At 47.5% G+C, this 22,145-nt stretch carries 22 protein-coding genes and 1 tRNA gene; 16 read left to right on the forward strand and 7 right to left on the reverse strand.

Annotated features, from left to right (window positions below; translation table 11 throughout):
* The first annotated feature begins 67 nt into the window (after nucleotides 1-67).
* A complete protein-coding gene (locus AZ602_RS07785) occupies nucleotides 68-2,242 on the forward strand; it encodes a carboxy terminal-processing peptidase (protein ID WP_103034425.1) in 2,175 nt (724 codons plus the stop codon).
* A gap of 130 nt (nucleotides 2,243-2,372) precedes the next feature.
* On the opposite strand, the gene AZ602_RS07790 is transcribed toward AZ602_RS07785, so the two are convergent.
* The gene (locus tag AZ602_RS07790) at nucleotides 2,373-2,531 is read right to left on the reverse strand and encodes a DUF1328 family protein (protein WP_049237842.1); all 159 of its coding nucleotides are present in this window, start codon (nucleotides 2,529-2,531) and stop codon (nucleotides 2,373-2,375) included.
* A gap of 302 nt (nucleotides 2,532-2,833) precedes the next feature.
* Between AZ602_RS07790 and AZ602_RS07795 the strand changes: the two genes are divergently transcribed.
* A tRNA-Phe gene (locus AZ602_RS07795) sits at nucleotides 2,834-2,909 on the forward strand.
* Between the two features lie 165 nt (nucleotides 2,910-3,074).
* Here the strand turns inward: AZ602_RS07795 and AZ602_RS07800 are convergent.
* Nucleotides 3,075-3,878, reverse strand: a complete 804-nt coding sequence (locus AZ602_RS07800) for a sulfite exporter TauE/SafE family protein (RefSeq protein WP_103034426.1) — start codon at nucleotides 3,876-3,878, stop codon at nucleotides 3,075-3,077.
* Nucleotides 3,879-3,928: 50 nt separating this feature from the next.
* On the opposite strand from AZ602_RS07800, the gene AZ602_RS07805 reads away from it, so the two are divergent.
* Complete coding sequence (locus tag AZ602_RS07805) at nucleotides 3,929-4,852, forward strand: biotin--[acetyl-CoA-carboxylase] ligase (RefSeq protein WP_146025230.1); 924 nt, start codon at nucleotides 3,929-3,931, stop codon at nucleotides 4,850-4,852.
* 65 nt (nucleotides 4,853-4,917) lie between these two features.
* Nucleotides 4,918-5,640: a pantothenate kinase gene (locus AZ602_RS07810; RefSeq protein ID WP_078318078.1), complete on the forward strand. Its 723-nt coding sequence runs from the start codon at nucleotides 4,918-4,920 to the stop codon at nucleotides 5,638-5,640.
* A gap of 24 nt (nucleotides 5,641-5,664) precedes the next feature.
* On the opposite strand, the gene AZ602_RS07815 is transcribed toward AZ602_RS07810, so the two are convergent.
* From AZ602_RS07815 to AZ602_RS07825, 3 genes are all read right to left on the reverse strand, one after another.
* On the reverse strand, nucleotides 5,665-6,213 hold the full coding sequence (locus tag AZ602_RS07815; protein ID WP_103034428.1) for an opioid growth factor receptor-related protein: 549 nt from the start codon (nucleotides 6,211-6,213) through the stop codon (nucleotides 5,665-5,667).
* Between the two features lie 112 nt (nucleotides 6,214-6,325).
* Nucleotides 6,326-6,751 carry an MAPEG family protein gene (locus tag AZ602_RS07820; protein ID WP_103034429.1) on the reverse strand — a complete coding sequence of 142 codons (426 nt, stop codon included), beginning with the start codon at nucleotides 6,749-6,751 and terminating at the stop codon, nucleotides 6,326-6,328.
* Between the two features lie 16 nt (nucleotides 6,752-6,767).
* Entirely contained in the window at nucleotides 6,768-7,181 is a 414-nt protein-coding gene (locus AZ602_RS07825) for an OsmC family protein (protein WP_103034430.1), read from the reverse strand.
* 50 nt (nucleotides 7,182-7,231) lie between these two features.
* Here AZ602_RS07825 and AZ602_RS10210 point away from each other — a divergent pair, with 50 nt between their 5' ends.
* The 11 genes from AZ602_RS10210 to AZ602_RS07875 all read left to right on the forward strand — a co-directional run bounded on the left by AZ602_RS10210 (nucleotide 7,232) and on the right by AZ602_RS07875 (nucleotide 19,865).
* Nucleotides 7,232-7,396, forward strand: coding sequence for a hypothetical protein (locus AZ602_RS10210; protein ID WP_227525200.1), 165 nt, complete (start codon nucleotides 7,232-7,234; stop codon nucleotides 7,394-7,396).
* A gap of 56 nt (nucleotides 7,397-7,452) precedes the next feature.
* Nucleotides 7,453-7,941: an RNA pyrophosphohydrolase gene (locus AZ602_RS07830; RefSeq protein WP_078318059.1), complete on the forward strand. Its 489-nt coding sequence runs from the start codon at nucleotides 7,453-7,455 to the stop codon at nucleotides 7,939-7,941.
* A gap of 161 nt (nucleotides 7,942-8,102) precedes the next feature.
* Complete coding sequence (gene smc, locus AZ602_RS07835; protein ID WP_103034431.1) at nucleotides 8,103-11,723, forward strand: chromosome segregation protein SMC; 3,621 nt, start codon at nucleotides 8,103-8,105, stop codon at nucleotides 11,721-11,723.
* A gap of 341 nt (nucleotides 11,724-12,064) precedes the next feature.
* Entirely contained in the window at nucleotides 12,065-12,880 is an 816-nt protein-coding gene (gene rpsB / locus AZ602_RS07840) for a 30S ribosomal protein S2 (protein ID WP_078318055.1), read from the forward strand.
* A 62-nt stretch (nucleotides 12,881-12,942) separates the two neighbouring features.
* A complete protein-coding gene (tsf, locus tag AZ602_RS07845) occupies nucleotides 12,943-13,821 on the forward strand; it encodes a translation elongation factor Ts (protein WP_103034432.1) in 879 nt (292 codons plus the stop codon).
* Nucleotides 13,822-13,938: 117 nt separating this feature from the next.
* On the forward strand, nucleotides 13,939-14,592 hold the full coding sequence (gene pyrE / locus AZ602_RS07850; protein WP_103034433.1) for an orotate phosphoribosyltransferase: 654 nt from the start codon (nucleotides 13,939-13,941) through the stop codon (nucleotides 14,590-14,592).
* A 25-nt stretch (nucleotides 14,593-14,617) separates the two neighbouring features.
* Nucleotides 14,618-15,574 carry a glutathione synthase gene (gshB, locus tag AZ602_RS07855; RefSeq protein WP_103034434.1) on the forward strand — a complete coding sequence of 319 codons (957 nt, stop codon included), beginning with the start codon at nucleotides 14,618-14,620 and terminating at the stop codon, nucleotides 15,572-15,574.
* Between the two features lie 121 nt (nucleotides 15,575-15,695).
* Entirely contained in the window at nucleotides 15,696-16,784 is a 1,089-nt protein-coding gene (gene murG / locus AZ602_RS07860; protein WP_103034446.1) for an undecaprenyldiphospho-muramoylpentapeptide beta-N-acetylglucosaminyltransferase, read from the forward strand.
* Nucleotides 16,785-16,822: 38 nt separating this feature from the next.
* Nucleotides 16,823-18,256 (forward strand): UDP-N-acetylmuramate--L-alanine ligase, encoded by a 1,434-nt coding sequence (gene murC, locus AZ602_RS07865; protein WP_103034435.1) that lies wholly within the window; start codon nucleotides 16,823-16,825, stop codon nucleotides 18,254-18,256.
* A 35-nt stretch (nucleotides 18,257-18,291) separates the two neighbouring features.
* On the forward strand, nucleotides 18,292-19,203 hold the full coding sequence (locus AZ602_RS07870; RefSeq protein WP_103034436.1) for a D-alanine--D-alanine ligase: 912 nt from the start codon (nucleotides 18,292-18,294) through the stop codon (nucleotides 19,201-19,203).
* Complete coding sequence (locus tag AZ602_RS07875) at nucleotides 19,200-19,865, forward strand: M48 family metallopeptidase (RefSeq protein WP_227525201.1); 666 nt, start codon at nucleotides 19,200-19,202, stop codon at nucleotides 19,863-19,865. Before AZ602_RS07870 ends, AZ602_RS07875 begins: the two co-directional genes overlap by 4 nt.
* Here AZ602_RS07875 and AZ602_RS07880 read toward each other — a convergent pair.
* Nucleotides 19,860-20,768 (reverse strand): hydrogen peroxide-inducible genes activator, encoded by a 909-nt coding sequence (locus AZ602_RS07880; protein WP_078318049.1) that lies wholly within the window; start codon nucleotides 20,766-20,768, stop codon nucleotides 19,860-19,862. The two genes, AZ602_RS07875 and AZ602_RS07880, sit on opposite strands and share 6 nt — an antisense overlap.
* A gap of 228 nt (nucleotides 20,769-20,996) precedes the next feature.
* On the opposite strand from AZ602_RS07880, the gene ahpC reads away from it, so the two are divergent.
* Complete coding sequence (gene ahpC, locus AZ602_RS07885; protein WP_078318048.1) at nucleotides 20,997-21,563, forward strand: alkyl hydroperoxide reductase subunit C; 567 nt, start codon at nucleotides 20,997-20,999, stop codon at nucleotides 21,561-21,563.
* Nucleotides 21,564-21,699: 136 nt separating this feature from the next.
* Here ahpC and AZ602_RS07890 read toward each other — a convergent pair whose 3' ends face one another.
* Nucleotides 21,700-21,933 (reverse strand): YdcH family protein, encoded by a 234-nt coding sequence (locus AZ602_RS07890; protein ID WP_078318047.1) that lies wholly within the window; start codon nucleotides 21,931-21,933, stop codon nucleotides 21,700-21,702.
* Nucleotides 21,934-22,145: the final 212 nt, after the last annotated feature.

The raw sequence follows: 22,145 nt of genomic DNA on the forward strand, positions 1-22,145 counted from the left end.
AAGATAGCAAATATTTTGGTCGGTCGTATGCTGACCTGACTTTTCTTATCGATATCAGGATCTTGATATGTCAAAACAACAATATCTCTTATCAGGCGTTGCCATGGCGGTGGCAGGCGTGATTTTTTCAAGCAGTCTGGCATCCTTTGCTCAAGCGGCAGACCGCGCGGCATTCACCCAAACGCCTGAGCAGCGTGTGACTGCTCGACAGGTTGCCATTTTATTAGATCGTGCGCATTATAATGATCAGCGTCTGGATGCGCAGATGGGCGAGAAGATTTTGGCGATGTATTTTGATAAACTTGACCCGAATCGCACGCTGTTTTTGCAGTCGGATGTTGATGAGTTTACCCAAAAATATGCCAAAACTTATGCCGCGCGTCTGCTGCGTGGTGATTTGACGCCAGGCATTGAGATTTTTGAGCGTTATCGTACGCGTTCGATGGCGTATTTTGAATTTGCCAAGCAATATCTGTCTGGTGATGTCGATCTGCACACCGACCAAAGCATCGTTTTGGATCGCGAAGATGCGCCGCGCTTTGGCTCCATCGAAGAGCAGCAAGCATACTGGAAAAACCAAACAGCGCTGTCTTTGATTACCATCACGCTCAATCAAGAAGATGATAAGGCCAAGGATCAAGCTTATCTGGATAATCCTGAGCTGGCTCGTGGGCAGGACTTGGTAAAGGCTGAAGCGCGTACACCGACGCAGATTTTATTAAATCGCATCAAGCGCCAAGAAGAGCAGCTGACTCGCCTAAAAAATGACGAAATCATGGAGGCGGTGTTGGATGCTGCGACCACAGCTTATGATCCGCATAGCAATTATTATGCGCCTGTTCAAGCACAGGACATGCAGATTCAGACCAGTTTGCAGCTTGAGGGCATTGGCGTATCAATCCGCCCTGACCGCAAAAACCCCGATTATATTCGCATCGTCAGCCTCGTCGATGGCGGCCCTGCTGCCAAGTCTGGACAAGTGCTGGCCAATGATCTGATCATCGGTGTGGCTCAGGCCGATGGCCAGATGGTGGATACCATCGGCTATAACACTCGTGAGATCGTTGCTTTGATCCGTGGTGCGCGCGGCACAGAAGTGACCATCAAAGTTAAGCAGCCAAATACACCAGACTCGCAGGCGCGTACGGTGACTTTGGTGCGCGATGTCATTCAACAAGAAGAATCTGGCGTGCAGCATCGCATCATCGAAATGCCGTATGAAGGAGGCGTCAAGCGCGTCGGCGTCATTGAGATCCCAAGCTTTTATTTGAATTTTAAGGCGCGCCGTGAGGGGTTGAATGCCGATCAATATCGCAGCGTCAGCAACGACACCGAAAAAGCGCTAAAAGCACTGACGGCCGAAGGCATTGATGGTCTGGTGGTGGATTTGCGCAACAATCCAGGTGGCTCGCTTGATGAAGTTGCCAAGATGCTTGGCATGTTCATCAAACAAGGGCCGTTGGTGCAAATTCGTGACAATCGCGGCAATGTGCAAGTCTATGCCGACAATGATGGCGGTCGCCAACTGTACGATGGTGAGATGTCAGTGCTGATCAACTTAGGCTCAGCATCGGCCAGTGAGATCTTTGCTGCTGCCATCCAAGATTATGGCTTGGGTCTTGTGGTAGGTAGCACTACGACGGGCAAAGGTTCAGCGCAGGTGCAGCGCGATGATGTGGCATTGGGTTCGGTGACGCTGACCCAGCGCAAATTCTACCGCGTCAATGGTGGCAGTACCCAAAATAAGGGCGTCGTGCCAGATGTGGAGTTGGTGAATATTTATGAGGGCATCGAGTTTGGCGAACGCGAATATAAAAATCCGCTGCCGTGGGACACCATCAAATCCACCAATTATCAGGCCGAGGGCAAATATTCACCGGCACTGATCGAGTCTTTAAATGCACAATCCAAAGCGCGCCAAGCCAGCGATCCGCAGTTCGTGTATTTGTCTGAATTGAATGCCATCCGCGCACTCGATGATGACAAAAAACCGACAGAAATTCATTTGGAGAAACGCCGTGCCAAGATGCAAATGATCGAAAATCGCACCTTGGCTGCCGAAAATGCGCGTCGTCAAGCGGTGGGCGAGGCGCCATTTACCAGCTGGTCAACCTATCAGGCCAATCTTGAAGCGCTGGCAGAAGAGCGCAGTGCAATGAAAGAAAATGAGCGTCCTAAGCTGCCTGAGAATGAAGCGTATGTACTAGAGGCGGCGCGATTGATGTTTGATGCTGCCAAGTGATCAGAGGATAAAGCAGTCAGCCGTGCAGTGCTGGCTGTTTTTATTATCATAAAAATTCCATCAAAAAATCCCATCAAATTTGATGGGATTTGTCGTTGCTGATCTATACGATCTATTCACCACAGGGTGATTAACGGCGACGACCGCCAATAAAGCCAACGATGAACAAAATCACAGCGATGATCAAGAAGATGTATGCAAATTCTTTGGTCAAGCCAGCGATGTTACCAAAACCTAAGAAACTGGCGATCACAGCGATGATTGCAAAAATAATAGCCCAACGAAACATAGTAATTCTCCTTATAAATAACCGACCATTTCAAGTATCTATTTAAAAACAACCGTCGGCTTGGTGTTGATAAATATCAGTTTTTAATAACTGGTATTACAAACTGTCTTCTTGGTTGCTATTATAGGCAGGCACTTTTATAAAAAATACTGATAAATTGTAACTTGTGTGTGCTTTGATAAAGATTGTGTAAATGCCTGTGTACAACTGTGCAACATTTTCACAGTTTACTGACTATTTGCAATCTTAGTCAGATTTTTCTTGACATTGCCCGTGGATTTTGGTTTAATATGCACCACTTCGGCGTGATAGCTCAGTTGGTAGAGCAACGGATTGAAAATCCGTGTGTCGGCAGTTCGATCCTGCCTCTCGCCACCATCTTGATAAATCATCCCAAAAGATTGCTCTTTTGGGATGATTTTTTTAGCTTATGACAATCAGTGCATTAGCAGGGCTTTGCTCACCCATCAAAAAAAGCTTGGCATAGGCAGCCAAGCATTTTATTTGAATGCCTCAGAGTCAAGCTGATGTATGGGAGATTGTTTAAAAATATCCGCTCACCATCAGCTGTACGCCGACGATCATCAGTAGTACACCAAAGGCACGCTTGAGTGTCTGTGCAGGCAGGGCATGGGCTAGGCTTGCACCGACTTTTGCCATCACGAAGCTTAAAACACTGATGGTGATGAATGCGCCGATATGCACAAAGCCGATCAAGCCATCGACCTGATCGACGCTGCCACCTTGATGACCAAACCAAATAAAACCCAACGCACCTGCGATGGCAATCGGCAGACCGCAGGCGGCTGATGTGCCGACGGCTTGTTTCATTGGTACGCCATTTTGGCTCAAGTAAGGCACGGTCAGACTGCCACCACCGATACCAAAGATGGCAGATAATATGCCGATGACGACGCCAGCGAAGGTCTGTTTGTAGTCAGCAGGGGGTGGGATGTCGAGTCGTTCTTGATTGGGAAAAAATAGCATTTTCACCGCCATCAAGATTGCACCACCGCCCAAGATGGCTTGGAGCATCGCACCATCGATGAGTGTGGCGACCCAAGCACCGACCAGACTGCCAAGCACCAATCCCTTTGCCATGTTTTTAAAGATTTCCCAACGCACGCCACCACGCTTGTGATGTGCTGACATTGAGCTGATTGAAGTCAAAATAATCGTCGCCAGTGCCGTACCGACTGCCACGTGTGGTACGATTTCACTTGGCAAGCCATAATACGCCAAAATCCAAATCAGTGCTGGTACGATGACCATGCCGCCACCAACACCAAACAGTCCTGCGCACAGCCCTGCCACGATCCCTGCGATCGAAAACCACAAATAAATCATGATTCAAATCCCATTGTTTTAGTGAAATTGTGCTATTATAACGCAATTTTATGAGTTTTGTGGATGCATTTTTGATGGATTATTCTCACGCTAAGATGGATTTTGCTTTGATTTGGGCGAGCATTCATCGCCATCATCGACATGATGCCGTAACCGATAGCACCAACACACAGCTGATACAGGCGGTGAGCATAGGCAAGCTTAGCCATCGCCAGCATCATCTATATACCGCCGATGCCCAAAGTGCAGGGCGTGGTCAGCATGGCAGATCGTGGGTGAGTGGTCAGGGTAATGTGTTTTTGTCGTTATATACGCCGATGCAGACGGATAGTGATGATGGCTTTGGGCTTGTGCGTTTGGATGGATTTTTGTCCTTGGCGGTGGGCTATGAGTTGGCACAGCTTGATACGATCCAAGCAATCAATGCTGAGCGTGCCAAGCAGGGCTTATCGGCGATTGGTGTCAAATGGGCGAATGATGTCGGCTATTATGATGATGCAGCGCATCTGTTCCAAAAGCTATGCGGAATCTTGATCGAGCCTGTCTATGCCAAGGTCAATGACAAAACTCGCCTAGTTGGTGTGGTGACTGGAGTAGGGCTGAATGTCGAAATCAGCCCAACAATCAAAGATGGTCTGTATCAAGCCACCTGCCTAAGACAGCTTGCGGATATGGTCAATCTTGGCGAGTTGCCTACTTATCAAGCACTGTATCAGCCGATTTGCCAAGCGATTTGCCAAGCGGTTCATCAGCACAATCAGCTATCAGAGACGACAGCGAAGCTGGATTTTATTGATGCGTTTAACCGTGCACATGTCTTGATGGGCAAAGCGGTCAATGTCTTTGCCAGAGATGATATGCAGAGCATCAGTCAGTCGGGGCGTTGTATTGGCATTGATCATGATGGTGCGTTATTGCTTGAGCAAGCAGGCAGTACCGTGCGTGTATTGGCAGGTATGATTCAGTCTGCCTAGACAGCTGTGTTTGGACAGACATCCGTGCTAAGATATTGATAAGATTAAAAAAGGAAAAACACATGATCGCACTGTGGCTTGACTTGGGCAATACACGGCTAAAATATTGGCTGATCGATGATGGCAAAGTCATCGCATCGGATGCCAAAGAGCATCTAAAAGCGCCCAATGAGCTATTGATGGGTTTGTTTGGGACCTTTGTGCGATTTCATCCAGAGTTTGTGGGTATCTCAAGCGTACTTGGCGAGAAAATCAATGCCAAAATTGCCGATACGCTCAATGAGCTTGGCGTGCCGTTTGAGTTTGCCAAGGTCAATGACAAGCACCCAATGCTACACAGTCATTATGATCCGCTTCAGCTGGGTGTCGATCGCTGGCTACAGATGCTGGGGGCGGTCAATGGTGCTAAGCAGTGCGTGGTGGGCTGTGGTACAGCATTGACCATCGATATCATTGATGGCGGTGTGCATCTGGGTGGATATATCTTGCCAAATGCCTATATGCAGCGTCATGCTCTATATGCAGGGACACAGCAGATTGGCGTTAAGCAAGGGCGATTTGACAGCCTTGAGCTTGGGCGTACGACCGATGATGCGGTGCATCATGGGATTTTGTTTGGGATTGTTGGTGCGGTCAAATCGATACAGGCAAATTATCCAGAGTTTGAGCTGGTTTTGACGGGGGGTGGGGCGATGACACTTGCGCCACATTTGGATGGTGCCATCGTTGATGAAGGGCTGATTTTGACAGGGCTACAGCGGTATTTTGAGCATTGCCAAGGTGTCTAATCTAGCTTAATGATGGCTTGCTCTTTAGGGTATCATCTGATGTATGGCATGGTGATTGATTGAACCGCCTTGCAGGTCATCTAGCAGATGTCGCCAAATGTGCAAAGTATCAGGCTTAAGATAGCCTTTTTGGACAATCAGCCGAAGGGCTAGGCTTTGTAAATTCTTGGCTAAGTCAAGCTGTCCGCACCAAGCCAGTGAGCGGATGATACGACTGATTTTCTTTTCTTGATGACCGATTGGCTTGAGCCAATAATCCCGAGCCTTGAGCGTATCTGTGGCAAATAGCTGATTGCCTTGTCTTTCGATTTCAAAGTAGCCGATGATTTTATCAAACGATGTCAAGAATTTTTGCTGGATATCTGGATTGGTTTGGAAGAATAACAGCTCATCACCATGCAGTGTCGGCACGGTTTTATTCCATTTGGATGCATGATCCACAGGAAACAGCCACTCAAGATAAAAATACTGCACGCTAACGATACTCGGTGGTAGCACCCACAGATCTTCTAGCGTGCAATCAAATGCCGTCGTTTTACGTAAACCCAAATAAAATTCATTAATCGGATGCATTGTCATCTCCAGTCTGATTGCTATGAATCAACGATAACACAAGATGGCGACAAATTGTGTCGCAATACAGCGACGATGGCAATGACAACGGCAATGCGATTTGTGATAGCGGCTAAATGCCAAACCAAAACGCAAAGGCAAATAGCCCAAGCACACACAGCATCGAAAGTAGCCAGTTTACCGAACGCAGCATACCAAGATTGGCAGCGTAGCTTGCGATATAGCCGATGCGAAACAGCACATAGCCTGCTGCCAATAAGTTCACCACCGCCATCGGCACAAAGGTATAAATCGCGATCAACACCGCCGCCAAAAACACTGGTAAAGTCTCATAGCCATTTGCTTGTGCATGGTTAAATCTGGCAGCGATGCCTGTGCTATCTGCCAAAAATCCGCGTGGGTCTTGATTGTGCTTGCCAAAGCGAAAACCAGCTGAGACTTTGGCGAGTACTGAGCAGAGCCACGGCAACAGGCTTGCAATGACCATCAAGATGATGGCAAGCTTCATGCCTGTCTGCATAAATAATGAAATAATCATAACAAATGCCAATCAGTTAGGCGGCGATGATTTCAAAGTCATGGGTGATATTCACGCCACCTGCTGATAGCATACGAGATGCTGAGCAGTATTTGTCGGCAGACAGCTCGATGGCTTTGGCGACTTGGGCGTCTTTGATGTCGGTGCCAGTCACCACAAAGTGCAGGTGAATATCAGTAAAGACCGCAGGCACGCTATCAGCACGCACCGCACGCATCTCACAGCGGACATCTTGGACATCTTGGCGAGATTTTTTTAGAATCGTCACCACATCATAGCTGGCACAGCCGCCAAGACCGAGTAAAATCAGCTCCATCGGGCTTGCGCCTTGCTCTTTGTTGCCGTCGAGTTGGACGGTATGACCTGATGGAGAAGTGCCTTCAAAATGCACGCCATCTTTCCAAACCAAGCTTGCGTTTAATTCTGCCATGGAAGTTTCCTTATAAAAAATATCAGTCATTGTAATGGTTTTGATGCGCTTTGGCAACCGATGCCATCAGATGCGATCAAAGGCTGTTTGTCAAAGTGATGATGGCTAAATTGGGGCAAATGGCTGTTTTTCTAGCGGTTTTGCCAAAAATCGCAAATTATTTTAAAAAACATTACACATTTGCGCGTTTTTTTGGTTTAATAGTCATTAAGTAAAGTCATCGGTAAAAAACTGGTGATATTTCAATGATTTATAAATTAAGAGTTTAGTTATGATTGATGCAGACGGTTTTCGACCGAATGTCGGCATCATCTTGGTAAATGCACAAGGGCAGGTTCTGTGGGCAAAACGCATCGGACATGACAGCTGGCAATTTCCCCAAGGGGGTATTAGCCGAGGCGAGACACCGCTTGAAGCGATGTATCGTGAGCTGTACGAAGAAGTTGGCTTGTTGCCTGAGCACGTCAAAGTGCTCGCTGTGACTCGTGATTGGCTGCGTTATCGCTTGCCAAAACGCTATGTACGAGCAGGGCAAGAGCCGTTGTGTATCGGACAAAAACAAAAATGGTTTTTGTTGTATCTGGATGATGCTTATACCGACCATATCCGCTTTGATGTGGGCGTGCCAGAGTTTGATGACTGGCAGTGGGTGAGCTACTGGTATCCGCTGACGGGCGTTGTCGCCTTTAAAAGAAATGTCTATCAGCGGGCGCTCAGTGAGCTGATCGAAGCTGTGCCAGCAAACGAAGTTTTGGCCTAAGCCTAATTTCATACCATAAGCCATCGCCATCAAGGGATGGCTTTTTATTATGGGTGATCACACCAACTTACACGCTAAGATCATTCACTTGGATTTGTGATTAGCGTCATCAGCCAAAATTTGCTAAAATATCGCCTTTTTAAACCATCAACAACACACGCATGCGACTCAAATCCCTAAAACTTGCTGGCTTTAAATCTTTTGCCAATCCAACGACTTTCACCTTTAAGCACGACATCACAGCCATCGTCGGGCCAAATGGCTGTGGCAAATCCAATGTCATTGATGCGATCCGCTGGGTGCTGGGCGAGACATCAGCCAAGCAGCTGCGTGGTGGGGCGATGAGCGATGTCATCTTTGCTGGTGTCGAGGGTCGTGCTGCCAAGAGTCTTGCCAGTGTGGAGCTGATATTTGAGCATACCCAAGATGAGACGCATGGCATCCGCCATGAGCTAAACCTGTACCAAGAACTGAGCCTACGCCGACAAGTCACCAAAGACGGTAAGTCGGATTATTTCATCAATGGTCAGCGAGTGCGTCGCCGTGATGTGGTGGATGTGTTTTTGGGTACGGGACTGGGCGCACGCAGTTATGCGGTGATTGAGCAGGGGATGATTGGGCGTATCGTTGAGTCTAGCCCCATGCAGCTACGAGAGTTCATCGAAGAGGGCGCAGGTGTCTCTCGCTATCAGGTACGCAGAGCCGATACCGAAAAAAAGCTGGCTGAGACTCGAGATAATCTAGAACGCTTATCCGACTTGCAAGGCGAGCTAAAAAAACAACAAAAAACACTCATCCGCCAAGCCGAATCCGCCAAGCAATATCAAGCGCTCAATGATGAGCTGCAGGCACTGCATCGTGATGACTTGGTGCGTCGGCTGTTCGAGGCGTGGCAATATCACGAACTCAAAAAAGGCGAGCATGGCAAATCCAGTGATGAGCTTGCCAAGCTTGAGATGGAGGTCACTCGTGTGCGTCGTGAGCTTGATACCTTGTCGGCTCGTGTCGCCGAAGGTCAATGGCTCAAAGACGAAGCACGAGATAAATACCATAATGCACAGATGGCAGAGCAAACCGCCCAGCACAATTTTTATACCGTCAATAGCGAGCTTGCCCAAAGTGATGAAAAAATCAACCGCCTGACAGCACAGCACCAAGAAGCGCTTGCCAATATCGAGCACGCCACCGCCGAGCTTGCCGAGATTGACAGTCAGCTTGCTACGATCACGCCTGACACGATGGCACTAGAGCAGGCACTCACTGATGCCAAACAGGTGCTTGCTGATGCCCAAGAGGCATGGCAAAAACAGCGTGATGAGCTATCTGTCATCACCCAAGACAAAAACAATCTGGATAACCGCAAAAAACTTGCCGAATCCCAAATCGCCCGCCTAAAAGATGCTGAGCAAAAATGGCAAAAACGCAGCGATGCACTTGATGCGGAGCAGGCAGGCTTTGTTGATGCCCAGCAAGACCAAGCCGAGCAAAAATCTTACCAAGAGCAGATTGCCAATCTTAAACTTAAGCTTGATAATCTATCAGATCATGATGAGCTCAAATCTCGCTATGATACACTCAGCGAAACGGTCAAGACACTACAAGCAAGCACTCAAGCCCAAGAAAAACGCCATGCCGTCCTGATGGGTGAGTATGATATTTTGCACAAGCTTGTGCATACGCCAATCGCCCAACAAAATAGCGCATCGAGCGATGATCAAGCGGATTTGCAATCTTTGCCAAGCCTTGAGCATGGTTTGATGCCGAGCAGTACGGGGCATCAATATGCCAAAGTGCTGGATCAGTTTTTGGGATTTTGGCTGGATGCCAAAGTGACTGCTCAGCTCAACATGGCGACCGCCTTGACCACACCTGCCAAAGATGGTGTGAATTTATTATTAAAATCTGGTAAAAAAAGTGATACTGCCATCACGACAAGTGCCATCGCAGCCAGTGATGCCATTGCCAAGTTGCCCAAGCAGATTGGTGAGCAGCTGATTCGCTTGGATCAGTTATTTAGCACACCGACTTTGGAGATTTTTGGGCGCACCTTTTTATATACGGGCGATGATGCGCTTGATGAGATGGATACAAGCGCATTGATTGGCGTGATGATTTTGACCAAGGCGGGCTGGCTGATTGGTAGTTTTGGCATGGTGCATATCAGTCGTTTTGGTGAGACAGGCAGTCAATTTCTTGCCCAAAAACAGGCACATATCGAGCGATTGGCTGTACTAGAAGAAGAATTGAACACCCTAGAAGATGCGCTGAGTGCCGACCAAAAACAGCTGAAAAATCAGCTGAATCTGCTTGAACAAACCAAAGTTGAGCTTGAAGAAGTCATCGCCCAAAAAACCGCCACCACCGCACAGCTGCACAGTGCCGAAAAAGCACTGACAGCACTCACTGCCAAGCTGGATGCGGATAAAATCCGCCGTGACAACCATGCCAAAAACCGTCAAGCGCTCGATGAAGAAAAACAAGACCGCCAAAAAGAGCTTGATGAGTTGACCGTACAGCTTGATGAATATCATACAAAGCTTGGCGAGTTTGCCCCACGCTTTGAGATGGCGAATCAAGCGATGACCGTGCTGACGGCTCGCATTGATGAAGCCAATGGACTGGTTAAGACCAAAAATGAGACCTATCAAGCCATGCAGCTCAAATTTGGCACGCTAAGCCAAAGCAAAACCCACGCCGAACGCCTGCTTGATATGGCAAAAAACAGCGCCACGCAGACGATAGCAGACATCGAAGTTACCAAAAAACACCAAGAAAATTTACAAGAAAAATTACCAAAACTTGAAGAAGCGTTCAAAGCGGCCAAGATGACCAGCCACGAGCTCAAAATCTCAAGCGATGAATATGAAGCGGCTGCCAAAGCACTGCAAATCGCCCAAACCAAGCTACAAGATGAGCTGACTGAAGCACACGGCAAATTTGCCACCGCCCAAGCACAGTCTGCCCAAATCAGTGCTGATGCAGCAGTGGGCGAGAGTCGGATGCAGGATTTGGGCGATGAGCTGTTGCGATTTGATGAGGCGTTTAATCTGCCTGCGACCTTGGCAGAGTTTCGAGCCAATCCCAATCAGCAGTTCATTGACCATAGCCAAAAGCGCGAGGATATCAAAGCGCAAATCGCCAAACTCGGTGCGGTGAACCTAGCCGCTGCCGCTGAGCTTGCCGAGATTGAGGCGCGTGTATCGCCAACGGATGAGCAAATCCAAGACATCACCGACAGTATGAAAAAACTTGAAGATGCCATCAAAGCGATCGATGAGAAGACCAAATCGCTGTTTTTGACAGCGCTCAATGCAGTGAATAAAGAGCTCAACGCCTTGTTCTCAAAAGTATTTGGCGGTGGTCAGGCAAGCTTAAGCCTGATGGAAGATGAAACCTTGTCCAAGGCGGACAAATGGCGCGCAGGTCTTGTGCTGATGGCACAGCCAAAAGGCAAGAAAAACTCACGCCTAGCGGTGCTATCAGGTGGTGAGAAGACTTTGACGGCGCTTAGTCTGATTTTTGCAATTTTTAAACAGCATCCAGCGCCATTTTGTGTGCTAGATGAGGTTGATGCACCACTGGATGATGCCAATGTCGGACGCTTTACAGGGCTGATTCATGAGCTGGCTGACGATGTGCAGTTTATCTTTATTAGTCATAATAAGCTTGCCATGCAGATTGCCGATGAGCTCAAAGGCATCACCATGCCGACGGCAGGGATTTCAAGCCTAGTCACGGTCAATTTAGAAGAGGCGGAACAGTATTTGGAGCCGACGGCATAGAATGATTTGTTTTGGTGACTGCCAATATACTGCGATATTGTGAAGTAGTTGTTGTTCTTATTTAGGCAAAGATTCAGAGTGAGCGGTGTTATTCATGACAAATATCTTGGCTTTATACTAAAATTTTGCTATAATAATGCGTCCATTTTTTTAAATGGGCGTATTTTTTTAATTTAACTTTACACTACACACACGAAATTTACAGCGTAGGCTTACGGTGTTTTTGAATATCGGGGTGTCTATCAGTTTGAATAATTTGACCCGATGGTCAGATGCGTGCTGATGGATTCGGTATTTTTGATTTCGTGGAGGCGTAACCCAAACTTTTTTTAGGAACTCTTATGTCAGACAAGAACCCAACTCAAATCTCAATGCGCGACTTGCTAGAAGCAGGTGCTCACTTCGGTCACCAAACTCGTTTTTGGAATCCAAAAATGAGCCAATACATCTTTGGTGCTCGTAACCGCATTCACATCATCAACCTTGAGCACACTGTTAAGCAGTTTAACGAAGCACTAACTTTCGTGAACAAGCAAGCAGCAGCTCGCAACAAGATTTTGTTCGTTGGTACTAAACGCGCTGCATCTGCGGTTATCCGTGAGCAAGCGACCCGTGCTGGTATGCCATATGTTGACCATCGTTGGTTGGGCGGTATGCTAACTAACTACAAAACTCTTCGCCAGTCAATCACTCGTCTAAAAGAGCTTGAAAAACAAGCTGAAGACGGTACTTTTGCTAAGCTAACCAAGCGTGAAGCACTTGAGCGTACTCGCCAAATGGAAAAACTAGAGCGTGCTCTAGGCGGTATCAAAGATATGGGCGGTCTTCCAGATGCGCTATTCGTTGTTGACGTTGACCACGAAGCGATCGCAATCAAAGAAGCCAAGCAGCTTGGTATCCCAGTGATCGGTATCGTTGATACCAACTCAAACCCAGACAATGTTGACTATATCATCGCAGCCAACGACGACGCTATCCGTGCCGTTAACCTATATGTGACTGCAATGGCTGATGCCATCATCGCTGGCAAAGAGTATGCAAAAACTCAAGGCGGCGCTGATGCTCAAGACGCAGACAAGCAAGCAAACCGCGACAATGCGACTGCACCAGTTGAAGATTCAATCGATCAAGCTGGCCAAGTAGTTAACAATTACTAATACATCACAGATAAGCCCAATCCACTTTGGGCTTATCATCGTTCATATTTGAGGGAATCCAAATGACTCAAGTTTCTGCAAAGACTGTAAAAGAGTTGCGTGACCGTACTGGTCTTGGCATGATGGAGTGCAAAAAAGCACTAGAAGAAGCAAATGGTGACATCGAGCTTGCGATTGACAACCTACGCAAATCAGGTCAAGCCAAAGCTGCTAAGAAAGCTGGCAACATCGCTGCTGACGGTGCTATCGTAATCGCTCAAGGCGAAGGCAAAGCACTACTTCTAGAAGTAAACTGCCAAACTGACTTCGTTGCAAAAGATGAAAACTTCACTGTATTTGCAAACAAAGTTGCTGAATTGGCGCTAGCGAACAACACGACTGATGTTGAAGCAATCTCTGCGCTACCATATGGCGACGGTGCATCTGTTGAAGAAGCGCGTATTGCTCTAGTTCAAAAAATCGGTGAGAACATCCAAGTTCGCCGTGCAGAAGTCATCGAAGGTGCTAACCTTGCTGCATACCGTCACGGTCTGCGTATCGGTGTTGTGGTATCATTCGAAGGCGGTAGCGAAGAAGTGGGCAAAGCAGTTGCAATGCAAGTTGCTGCATTCAACCCACTGGCAGTGAACGAAGCTGATGTACCAGCTGACATCCTAGCTCGCGAAAAAGACATCATCGAAGCCAAAGCTAAAGAATCTGGCAAGCCAGAAGCTGTGGTTGAGAAGATGATCACTGGCGGTATCCAAAAATATCTAAACGAAGTGACTTTGGTTAACCAACCATATGTCATGGACAACGAAAAGAAAGTTGGCGATGTACTAAAAGCTGAAGGTGCAACTGTTGTTAGCTTCAAGCGTCTTGAAGTTGGTGAAGGCATCGAGAAGAAGCAAGAAGACTTCGCTGCTGAAGTTGCTGCTGCTCAAGCTGCTGCTCAAGCATAATTTTTTGCTTGTTGCCATTTTTAAAGCTCAGTTCATCGAACTGGGCTTTTTGCTATTTGTAAATCGTGCACAATCAGAGTAAAATAGCCATAATTTATGCCAACATTAGGAATTATCATGTCATCATTCAATCCCCAAGCATTTATTGAAGTCGCTCTAAAAAACAATGTACTGAGATTTGGTGAATTTACCCTAAAATCAGGCCGTGTCAGCCCGTATTTTTTTAATGCAGGTCTGCTATCGACAGGTGAGCTATTAAGCGTACTTGCCACAGGCTATGCCGATGCACTGGCAAAGCATGCAAAGACGGATGATTTGGTGATTTTTGGGGCGGCGTACAAGGGCATTCCGTTCGTGGCGGCGACCGCTCAAGCGCTCTGGTCACAGCATGGTATCAATGCCAACTGGGGCTACAACCGCAAAGAAGCCAAAGATCACGGCGAAGGCGGTATGCTTGTGGGTGCCGATCTGACTGGCAAAAAAGTCTGGGTGATTGACGATGTGATGACCGCAGGCACGGCGATGCGTGAAGTGGTGGAGATTTTGGATAAAGCAGGTGCAAGTGTCGCTGGCATCATCGTTGCACTTGACCGCAAAGAAAAAGGCCAAGGCGACAAATCCGCCATCCAAGAACTTGGCGAAAGCCTTGGTGTGCCTGTGCTGGCACTGGTGACGATGGATGACATCACTGATTATGTTGCCACTCACGGCACGGCTGAGCAGTTATCCGCCATGCAAGCATATCGCGCCCAATACGGTATCGATGAATAATTTTGGATAAACAAAAGTAGCAACTATGAAAAAACTTAACTTCCTTATCGTCATGGATGATATTGCGACGATTAATTATAAAAAAGACACTTCACTTGCCATGATGTGGGCGATTGCTGATAAGGGGCATGGCTTGTACACTTGTGGCATTCATGATTTGTGGCTGAGTTTGGGTCAATTACATATTGACGCTCAAGCAACCAAAGTCTTTAAAGATCCACAAAAGTTTTATGAACTTGAGCCAAAAACCACGCATCAAGCCACTGATTTTGATGTGATTTTGATGCGTAAAGATCCACCATTTGACATGAATTTCATCTATGCGACTTATCTGTTGGATAAAGCCAAAGATGCAGGTGTCTTGGTGGTCAATGATCCAAGCTCAATTCGTGATTGTAACGAAAAACTGTTCGCCACCTGGTTTAGCGAGCATATGAGCCCGACCATTGTGACGGCGAAGCAGTCGCATATCCGTGCGTTTATTCAAGAGCAGGGTGATGTCATCGTCAAGCCGCTTGATGGCATGGGTGGCATGGGGATTTTTCGCTTGACAGCAGACAGTCATAACATCGGCTCGACGCTTGAGCTGTTGACACAAAACCAAAGCTTGCCCATCATGGCGCAAGGCTATCTGCCTGCCATCAAAGAAGGTGATAAGCGTGTACTGATTGTCGGTGGTCAAGTCGTGCCGTATTGCCTAGCGCGCATTCCTGCCGATGGCGAAACTCGGGGCAATCTGGCGGCAGGCGGTCGCGGTGTTGCGATGCCGCTGAATGATCAAGAGCGGGCGGTGGCTGAACAAGTCGCACCGATTCTGCTTGAAAAAGGTTTGTATTTTGTGGGATTGGATTTGATTGGTGCAAAAATCACTGAGATTAATGTCACAAGCCCAACTTGCGTGCGTGAGATTGATGATCAATTTGGGACGCACATTGCGGTCGATTTTATTGAATTTATCGAAACTTATTTGGCGGCAGTTTAACCGACAAAGTAAAATCGATTGACGGTAATTTTTATTGACAAAAAAGTAAAGAAAATTTGCTTGAATTTGCCACAAAAGTCATTGAAAATAGATGATTTTTAAGATGGCTTTGGATAATTTTATGACAAAAAAAATCAATGTCCTTATGATGGCAGCAGGTACGGGCGGTCATGTATTTCCTGCACTGGCAGTGGCGGACGAATTGGCGGCTCGTGGAGCGACCATTCATTGGCTAGGTACGCCAACCGGCATGGAGAATGATTTGGTCGCAAAGCACGGCTACCAGATGCATCATATAGATATGCAGGGCTTGCGTGGCAAGGGTTTGGCGCGTATGGTCAAGCTGCCATTCATGCTACTAAAAGCCGTCATGCAGGCGCGCCAGCTGATGACTGACCATGCCATTGATGTGGTGGTCGGCTTTGGTGGCTATGTGACTGCACCAGGGGGATTGGCTGCTAAACTATTGAAAAAACCACTGATTATCCATGAACAAAACGCCATCGTCGGCATGAGCAACAAAAATTTGGCTCGTCATGCGGATAAGGTGCTACAGGCCTTTGATGGGGCGTTTGCCAGCGACACCAAGGTCATCACTGTGGGTAATCCTGTGCGTGATGCCATTACCCAAATCGCTCGTCCTGAGCTGCGTTATGACATCAGCGATGAGTCAGCGCTTAAGGTGCTTGTGGTGGGTGGTTCATTGGGTGCGATGGCGATTAACCAAGCGGTGGTTGAGATGCTTGATAAGGTCAATCGCCCAATTAGCCTATGCCATCAATGCGGTAAGGACAATCATGAGCAGATGCTCGTTGCCTATTCTCAGGCAAATATCGACACCACTAAGCATATCGTGGAGCTCAAGCCATTTATTGATGATATGGCGGCAGCGTATGCATGGGCGGATGTGATTATTTGTCGAGCAGGGGCATTGACTGTGACAGAGATTCAGACGGCAGGTGTGGCAGCGATTTTTGTGCCATTACCGCACGCTGTGGACGACCATCAGACTGCCAATGCCAAAGTGCTTGTGGATGCAGGGGCAGCGATTTTGATGCCACAATCAAGTCTATCAGGACAGGCGCTTGCCCAGACGCTTGATGAGATGGATCGCAGCCGTTGTCAGCAGATGGCAATCATCGCGCGCAGTCAAGCCAAAGTAGATGTCGCACAGACTGTGGCTGACATCATTGAAAATAGCATTCGCTGATTTATTTATTTCAAAGTTCATACACCAAAGGAATCTCCATGCCAACCAAAAAATCCCTGCCAAAACGCCTGATTGAAATCCCAGAAATGCGTCGCATCGAAACCATCCACTTCGTCGGTATCGGTGGGGCAGGGATGTGTGGTATCGCTGAAGTACTTGCCAACCAAGGCTATAAGGTAACTGGCTCTGACATCAAAGCCAGTGCTGTGACTGAGCGTTTGGTCAGTCTCGGGGTGATTGTCTATATCGGTCATAACGCTAGCAACATCGATCATGCCGATGTGGTCGTGGTGTCATCAGCGATTGACAATACCAACCCTGAAATCCAAGCAGCGCTTGCCGCTCGCCTACCTGTGGTACGCCGTGCGGATATGCTGGGCGAGCTGATGCGTTATCGTCACAGTATCGCGGTGGCAGGTGCGCATGGCAAGACTACGACCACCAGTATGCTGACGATGATGCTGACCGAAGCAGGGCTTGATCCGACTTATGTCATCGGTGGTAAGCTAAATGCATCGGGCAAAAATGCTGCCCTTGGCCAGTCTCGTTATCTGGTCGCTGAAGCAGATGAGTCGGATGCGTCATTCTTATCACTGCGTCCAATGGCGGCGATCGTCACCAACATCGACGAAGACCACATGGATACTTATGAAGGTAGCTTTGAGAAGCTTAAGCAAGCCTATATTCAGTTTCTGCAAAATATGCCATTTTATGGCTTGGCAGCGGTGTGCGGCGATGATGAAGTGCTGTTTGGCATGATTGATGCCATTGCTCGTCCTGTGCTGACCTTTGGTCTAAAAGAGCACAACGATGTGCGTGCGGTGGATTTGGTCGTTGACGGTGCTAAGACGCACTTTACCGTGCTACGCAAAGACCGTGAGCCATTGTCTTTGACGCTCAATGTGCCAGGTGAGCACAATGTCTATAACGCTCTGGCTGCCATCACCCTTGCTACGGATGAAGGTGTGGATGACGCTGCCATTATTCGCGCGCTTGAGAAATTTGCTGGCGTGGGTCGCCGTTTTGAAAAACAAGCACAAGTAGCGATCGATGACGGGGATGTGCTATTGATTGATGACTATGGCCATCACCCAACCGAAGTGGCTGCAACCATCAAAGCCGCTCGCCAAAGCTATCCAGATCGTCGATTGGTATTGATGTTCCAGCCACATCGCTATAGCCGTACTCGAGATTGTTTTGATGACTTTGTGGATGTGCTATCGGGCGTTGATGAGTTATTACTACTGGATGTGTATGCCGCTGGTGAAGCGCCGATTGTAGGTGCAGATACCAAGGCGCTTGCTCGCAGTATTCGCCATCGTGGACAGGTGGAGCCGACGTTGGTTGATAAGAATGACTTGGCAAGCACCATGAAACGTGTACTTAAAGCCAATGATTTATTGATCACCCAAGGGGCGGGCAATGTGGGGCAGATTTGCCTTGAGCTACGCGACAATAATTTGTATCTATAACACGATTATCCATTCATAAAAATTGAGAGTATAAAATGAGCGTTGATGTAAAACAATTTGGCAAAGTGGCAGTCGTCTGCGGTGGCTTTAGTAGCGAGCGAGAAGTGTCATTAAATAGCGGCAAGGCGGTGCTAGGTGCTCTGCTATCAAAAGGTGTGGATGCCCATCACTTTGACCCACAAGAAACCGACATCTCAAAGCTGCGTGAATATGACCGTGTGTTCAATGTGCTACATGGCACCTTTGGCGAAGATGGTAGCTTACAAGGGGTGCTTGATGGTTTTGACATTCCTTATACTGGCTGTGGCGTGCTCGCTTCAGCGATTGCGATGGATAAGTTTCGTTGCCGTCTGATCTGGCAAGGGTTTAACCTGCCGAATGTCCCTTATGTGGTGCTGGATGACCACAGTGATTTTGATGCGGTTGAGCAACAGTTTGGCCTGCCACTGTTTGTCAAGCCAGCAGCCGAAGGCTCAAGCGTGGGTGTGGTGATGGTTGAGACTGCAGGCGAGCTTGCCAAGGTTTATCCGACGCTGAAACAGTATCACGGTGCTATCTTGGCGGAGCCTGCCATCACAGGTGGTGAATATGCTTGCTCACTACTGGGCGATGAAGCTTTGCCAAGCATTCGCATCATCCCAACAGGTAAGTTCTATGACTATGAAGCCAAATACCTGCGTAATGACACGACATATCAGTGCCCATCGGATTTGACCGCTGAGCAAGAGCGTGAGATGCAAGACATCGCCAAGCGTGCCTTTGAAGCCATTGGCGGCCGTGGTTGGTCACGTGTGGATTTCCTAAAAAGTGATGATGGCAAATTATACCTACTTGAGCTTAACACTGTGCCAGGCATGACAGACCACAGCCTTGTACCGATGGCAGCCAAAGCTCGTGGTATTGATTTTGCATCATTGTGCGTACAAATCTTGGCACAAACGCTGTGAGCAGCCATTTTGATGCCATGACCATGCTTGCTGAGCGCTTGTCTGGTCATGGCATCGTGCTGTCAGTACAACGAAAATCTGTCAAAAATATCAACTTTCGCATCAAAGCAGGCGTCTTGTCCGTCAGTGCGCCCATGCGTATTGGTGAAAGTCAGCTAATCGCCGCGATTACCGATCGCCTTGATTGGGCGGTGGCGGCACACCAATCACTGATGACCCGACAGTCTGAGCCTGATCGCTTGTGGGGTGAGTGCTTTGATGTGCATGCTTGGATGGATAATCATGGCGCATCTTGTCGCAACAGCCAGCGCCTGATGGATGATGATGCTCGGCTGCAATGGATTTATCGCCATGAGATCAATGAGCAGCTGCCTTTATTGATTCAAAAATGGCAAAGCATCGTCGGCAAACAAGCCTCGTCGATTCGCCTAAGATACATGCGCAGCAGGTGGGGCAGCTGTAATGTACGCACCGCCAAAATCACCCTAAACACGCAGCTTGCCGCGCATCCCAAGCGATGTTTGGAGTATGTGCTGGTGCATGAGCTGTGCCATCTGCATCATGCCAATCACAGCGCTGATTTTTGGGCGAGCGTCGAACAAGCCATGCCAGACTATCGCCACTGGCACAGCTTATTAAACCACAAAACGCGTACATTATGAGCGTGATTGGTCGGCTTCGGCTAATGCTTGTCCAAATATCTCGCTTAACAGGCGTACATCATTGACACGCGCATAATTTAGGCGGGTGATGAACGCCAGTCTGCGATGCGGGCCAGGCTCGGCCAAGGGTACGGCATGGACGGTCTTGCCATCATTGATTTGATCGAGCGCCATTTTTGGCACGAGCGTCGTTCCCATGCCAGCAAGACTCATTTGAATCAGTGTGTTTAGACTGGCATCCGAAAAGCTAGAATGGATCTCGTTTTTACTAAGTGCGCACACGGACAGCACATGATCGGTCAGACAGTGACCCTCGCCAAGCAGCAGTAAGTTGGTCTTGGATAGATCATCGCTGTTAATTTTACCTGCTTGGATATGCGCATCATGCTCAGGCAAGATGGCAAAGAAATCTTCTGCCCAAAACTCAAACGCGTGCAAGCCTTCTAACGGATAAGGTAGGGCAATGATAGCAGTATCGATATGGCCATAGCGCACCTGATCGATTAGGCGCTCGGTCTGCTTTTCGACCACAGACAGCTCAAAGTTTGGGTGAGTGCGCTTTAATGTTGGCAGCACTTTGGGCAGCAAATAAGGAGCGATGGTGGGGATAATACCGATGGTCATCGGATATGCCAGTGGTACTTGATGGCTGTGCGCTCGCGTCATTAAGTCATTGATCTCACTTGAGATTCTCTGAGCGCGTTCCAACAGCTCTTCACCGATGGGGGTGATGAGTACCTGTTTGTTATTGCGCTCAAAGATTTGGGTATCGAGCTGTTTTTCGAGTTCGGCGATGCCTAAGCTTAGCGCTGATTGCGAGATGTTACACTCTTCAGCGGCACGCTTAAAATGACGATGTTTGGCGACAGCAAGGGCAAATTCCAGTTGGCGTAGGGTAATCATAAAAATCCTTGGCAGTATGGCACTCATAAGCACCATGATCGAGTATTATTGATATCTATTTTACCTAAGTTTGATAAAATAAAACAATAGATTTGAAAGTTTTAACTGTTGAAATTGTGTTTTTTTGTTGTATTATAAAAGGGTGCTAAGGCGAATGGGCGGCATCGGTCGCATCAAGGTATTTGGCTTAGTGAAGTTAACAAACCAACCATTGAAAAGGTGAATATTATGGCAGCAATTATCAACCAACAAATCCCTGAGTTCTCAACTCAAGCCTATGTCAACGGCGAATTCAAAACCATCACTTCTGACGATGTCAAAGGTAACTGGGCGATTTTCCTATTCTACCCACACGACTTTACTTTCGTTTGCCCAACTGAGCTAGAAGACATGGCTGCTCACTACGACGAGCTAAAAGGTCTTGGCGTAGAAGTGTATGCAGTATCAACTGACACACATTTCGTACACAAAGCATGGCACGATGCTTCTCCAGCGATCTCAAAAGTACAATACCCAATGCTAGGCGATGGTACTGGTAAGATCACTCGTGGCTTTAATGTGATGATCGAAGAAGACAACGCAGCACTTCGCGGTACTTTCCTAGTCGATCCAGATGGCTTCATCAAAGTTGCTGAAATCCACGACCTAGGCATCGGCCGTAGCGCAAAAGACATGGTTCGTAAAGTAAAAGCAGCTCAATATGTTCGTGAAAACGACGGTGAAGTCTGCCCAGCAGCTTGGGAAGCAGGTCAAGAAACCTTGAAGCCAAGCCTAGACCTAGTTGGTAAAATCTAATTATCGCTTAGGATAATTTGACAAAAACTCCAAGCCATATGGTTTGGAGTTTTTTATTGTTTAAAAATTGCACAGCGGATTACTTATAAAAAAATCAGCCAACGAGTGGCTGATTTGATTGCAAAAGCAAATCTGATTATGCGCGCTCAGCAGCAACTTTTTCTAGATAAGCTTTTAGCTCGTCTTTTAGATGAAGTTTTTTATGTTTCATCTCATCGATTTCACCAGCGCGGCTGGCTGAAGCGACTGGATCTTTTTCAAGATTGTCGATTTCGGTGTCAAGATCGTTATGCTCATTAAATAGTTTTAGGAAGTGAGCATCACCTTCACTTTTTAGTTGAGTCATCAAATCGCGATATTCTGGAAGCATGGTATTCTCCTGTGATTGGGTGCTTGGCACCAAGTTTTTAAGTTTTGGATAAATTGGTTTGTTGAGATTATATTAGCAAGAAAGCGGCAAATTGGCAAGCAGATTCACATCAGGCAGCTGGCAATGACTGATTCATGATTTGAAGATTGTGATGACAATGTTTTAAATTCCTAAATTTTCAATCATCAATAATCGGTTATAATAATCACATG

Origin of the sequence: Moraxella sp. RCAD0137 (genome assembly GCF_002894025.1) — a bacterium.
Lineage (GTDB): Bacteria > Pseudomonadota > Gammaproteobacteria > Pseudomonadales > Moraxellaceae > Moraxella > Moraxella porci.

Bases quoted from the DNA above. Each gene is read 5' to 3' on its own strand.
- AZ602_RS07800 (WP_103034426.1), bottom strand. From the start codon at position 3,878: ATGATTTATTTGTGGTTTTCGATCGCAGGGATCGTGGCAGGGCTGTGC.
- AZ602_RS07830 (WP_078318059.1), top strand. From the start codon at position 7,453: ATGATTGATGCAGACGGTTTTCGACCGAATGTCGGCATCATCTTGGTA.
- ahpC (WP_078318048.1), top strand. From the start codon at position 20,997: ATGGCAGCAATTATCAACCAACAAATCCCTGAGTTCTCAACTCAAGCC.
- AZ602_RS07890 (WP_078318047.1), bottom strand. From the start codon at position 21,933: ATGCTTCCAGAATATCGCGATTTGATGACTCAACTAAAAAGTGAAGGT.
- AZ602_RS07790 (WP_049237842.1), bottom strand. From the start codon at position 2,531: ATGTTTCGTTGGGCTATTATTTTTGCAATCATCGCTGTGATCGCCAGT.
- AZ602_RS07825 (WP_103034430.1), bottom strand. From the start codon at position 7,181: ATGGCAGAATTAAACGCAAGCTTGGTTTGGAAAGATGGCGTGCATTTT.
- murG (WP_103034446.1), top strand. From the start codon at position 15,696: ATGACAAAAAAAATCAATGTCCTTATGATGGCAGCAGGTACGGGCGGT.
- tsf (WP_103034432.1), top strand. From the start codon at position 12,943: ATGACTCAAGTTTCTGCAAAGACTGTAAAAGAGTTGCGTGACCGTACT.
- AZ602_RS07785 (WP_103034425.1), top strand. From the start codon at position 68: ATGTCAAAACAACAATATCTCTTATCAGGCGTTGCCATGGCGGTGGCA.
- AZ602_RS07870 (WP_103034436.1), top strand. From the start codon at position 18,292: ATGAGCGTTGATGTAAAACAATTTGGCAAAGTGGCAGTCGTCTGCGGT.
- smc (WP_103034431.1), top strand. From the start codon at position 8,103: ATGCGACTCAAATCCCTAAAACTTGCTGGCTTTAAATCTTTTGCCAAT.
- AZ602_RS07805 (WP_146025230.1), top strand. From the start codon at position 3,929: ATGAGTTTTGTGGATGCATTTTTGATGGATTATTCTCACGCTAAGATG.
- rpsB (WP_078318055.1), top strand. From the start codon at position 12,065: ATGTCAGACAAGAACCCAACTCAAATCTCAATGCGCGACTTGCTAGAA.
- pyrE (WP_103034433.1), top strand. From the start codon at position 13,939: ATGTCATCATTCAATCCCCAAGCATTTATTGAAGTCGCTCTAAAAAAC.
- murC (WP_103034435.1), top strand. From the start codon at position 16,823: ATGCCAACCAAAAAATCCCTGCCAAAACGCCTGATTGAAATCCCAGAA.
- AZ602_RS07820 (WP_103034429.1), bottom strand. From the start codon at position 6,751: ATGATTATTTCATTATTTATGCAGACAGGCATGAAGCTTGCCATCATC.
- gshB (WP_103034434.1), top strand. From the start codon at position 14,618: ATGAAAAAACTTAACTTCCTTATCGTCATGGATGATATTGCGACGATT.
- AZ602_RS07815 (WP_103034428.1), bottom strand. From the start codon at position 6,213: ATGCATCCGATTAATGAATTTTATTTGGGTTTACGTAAAACGACGGCA.
- AZ602_RS07880 (WP_078318049.1), bottom strand. From the start codon at position 20,768: ATGATTACCCTACGCCAACTGGAATTTGCCCTTGCTGTCGCCAAACAT.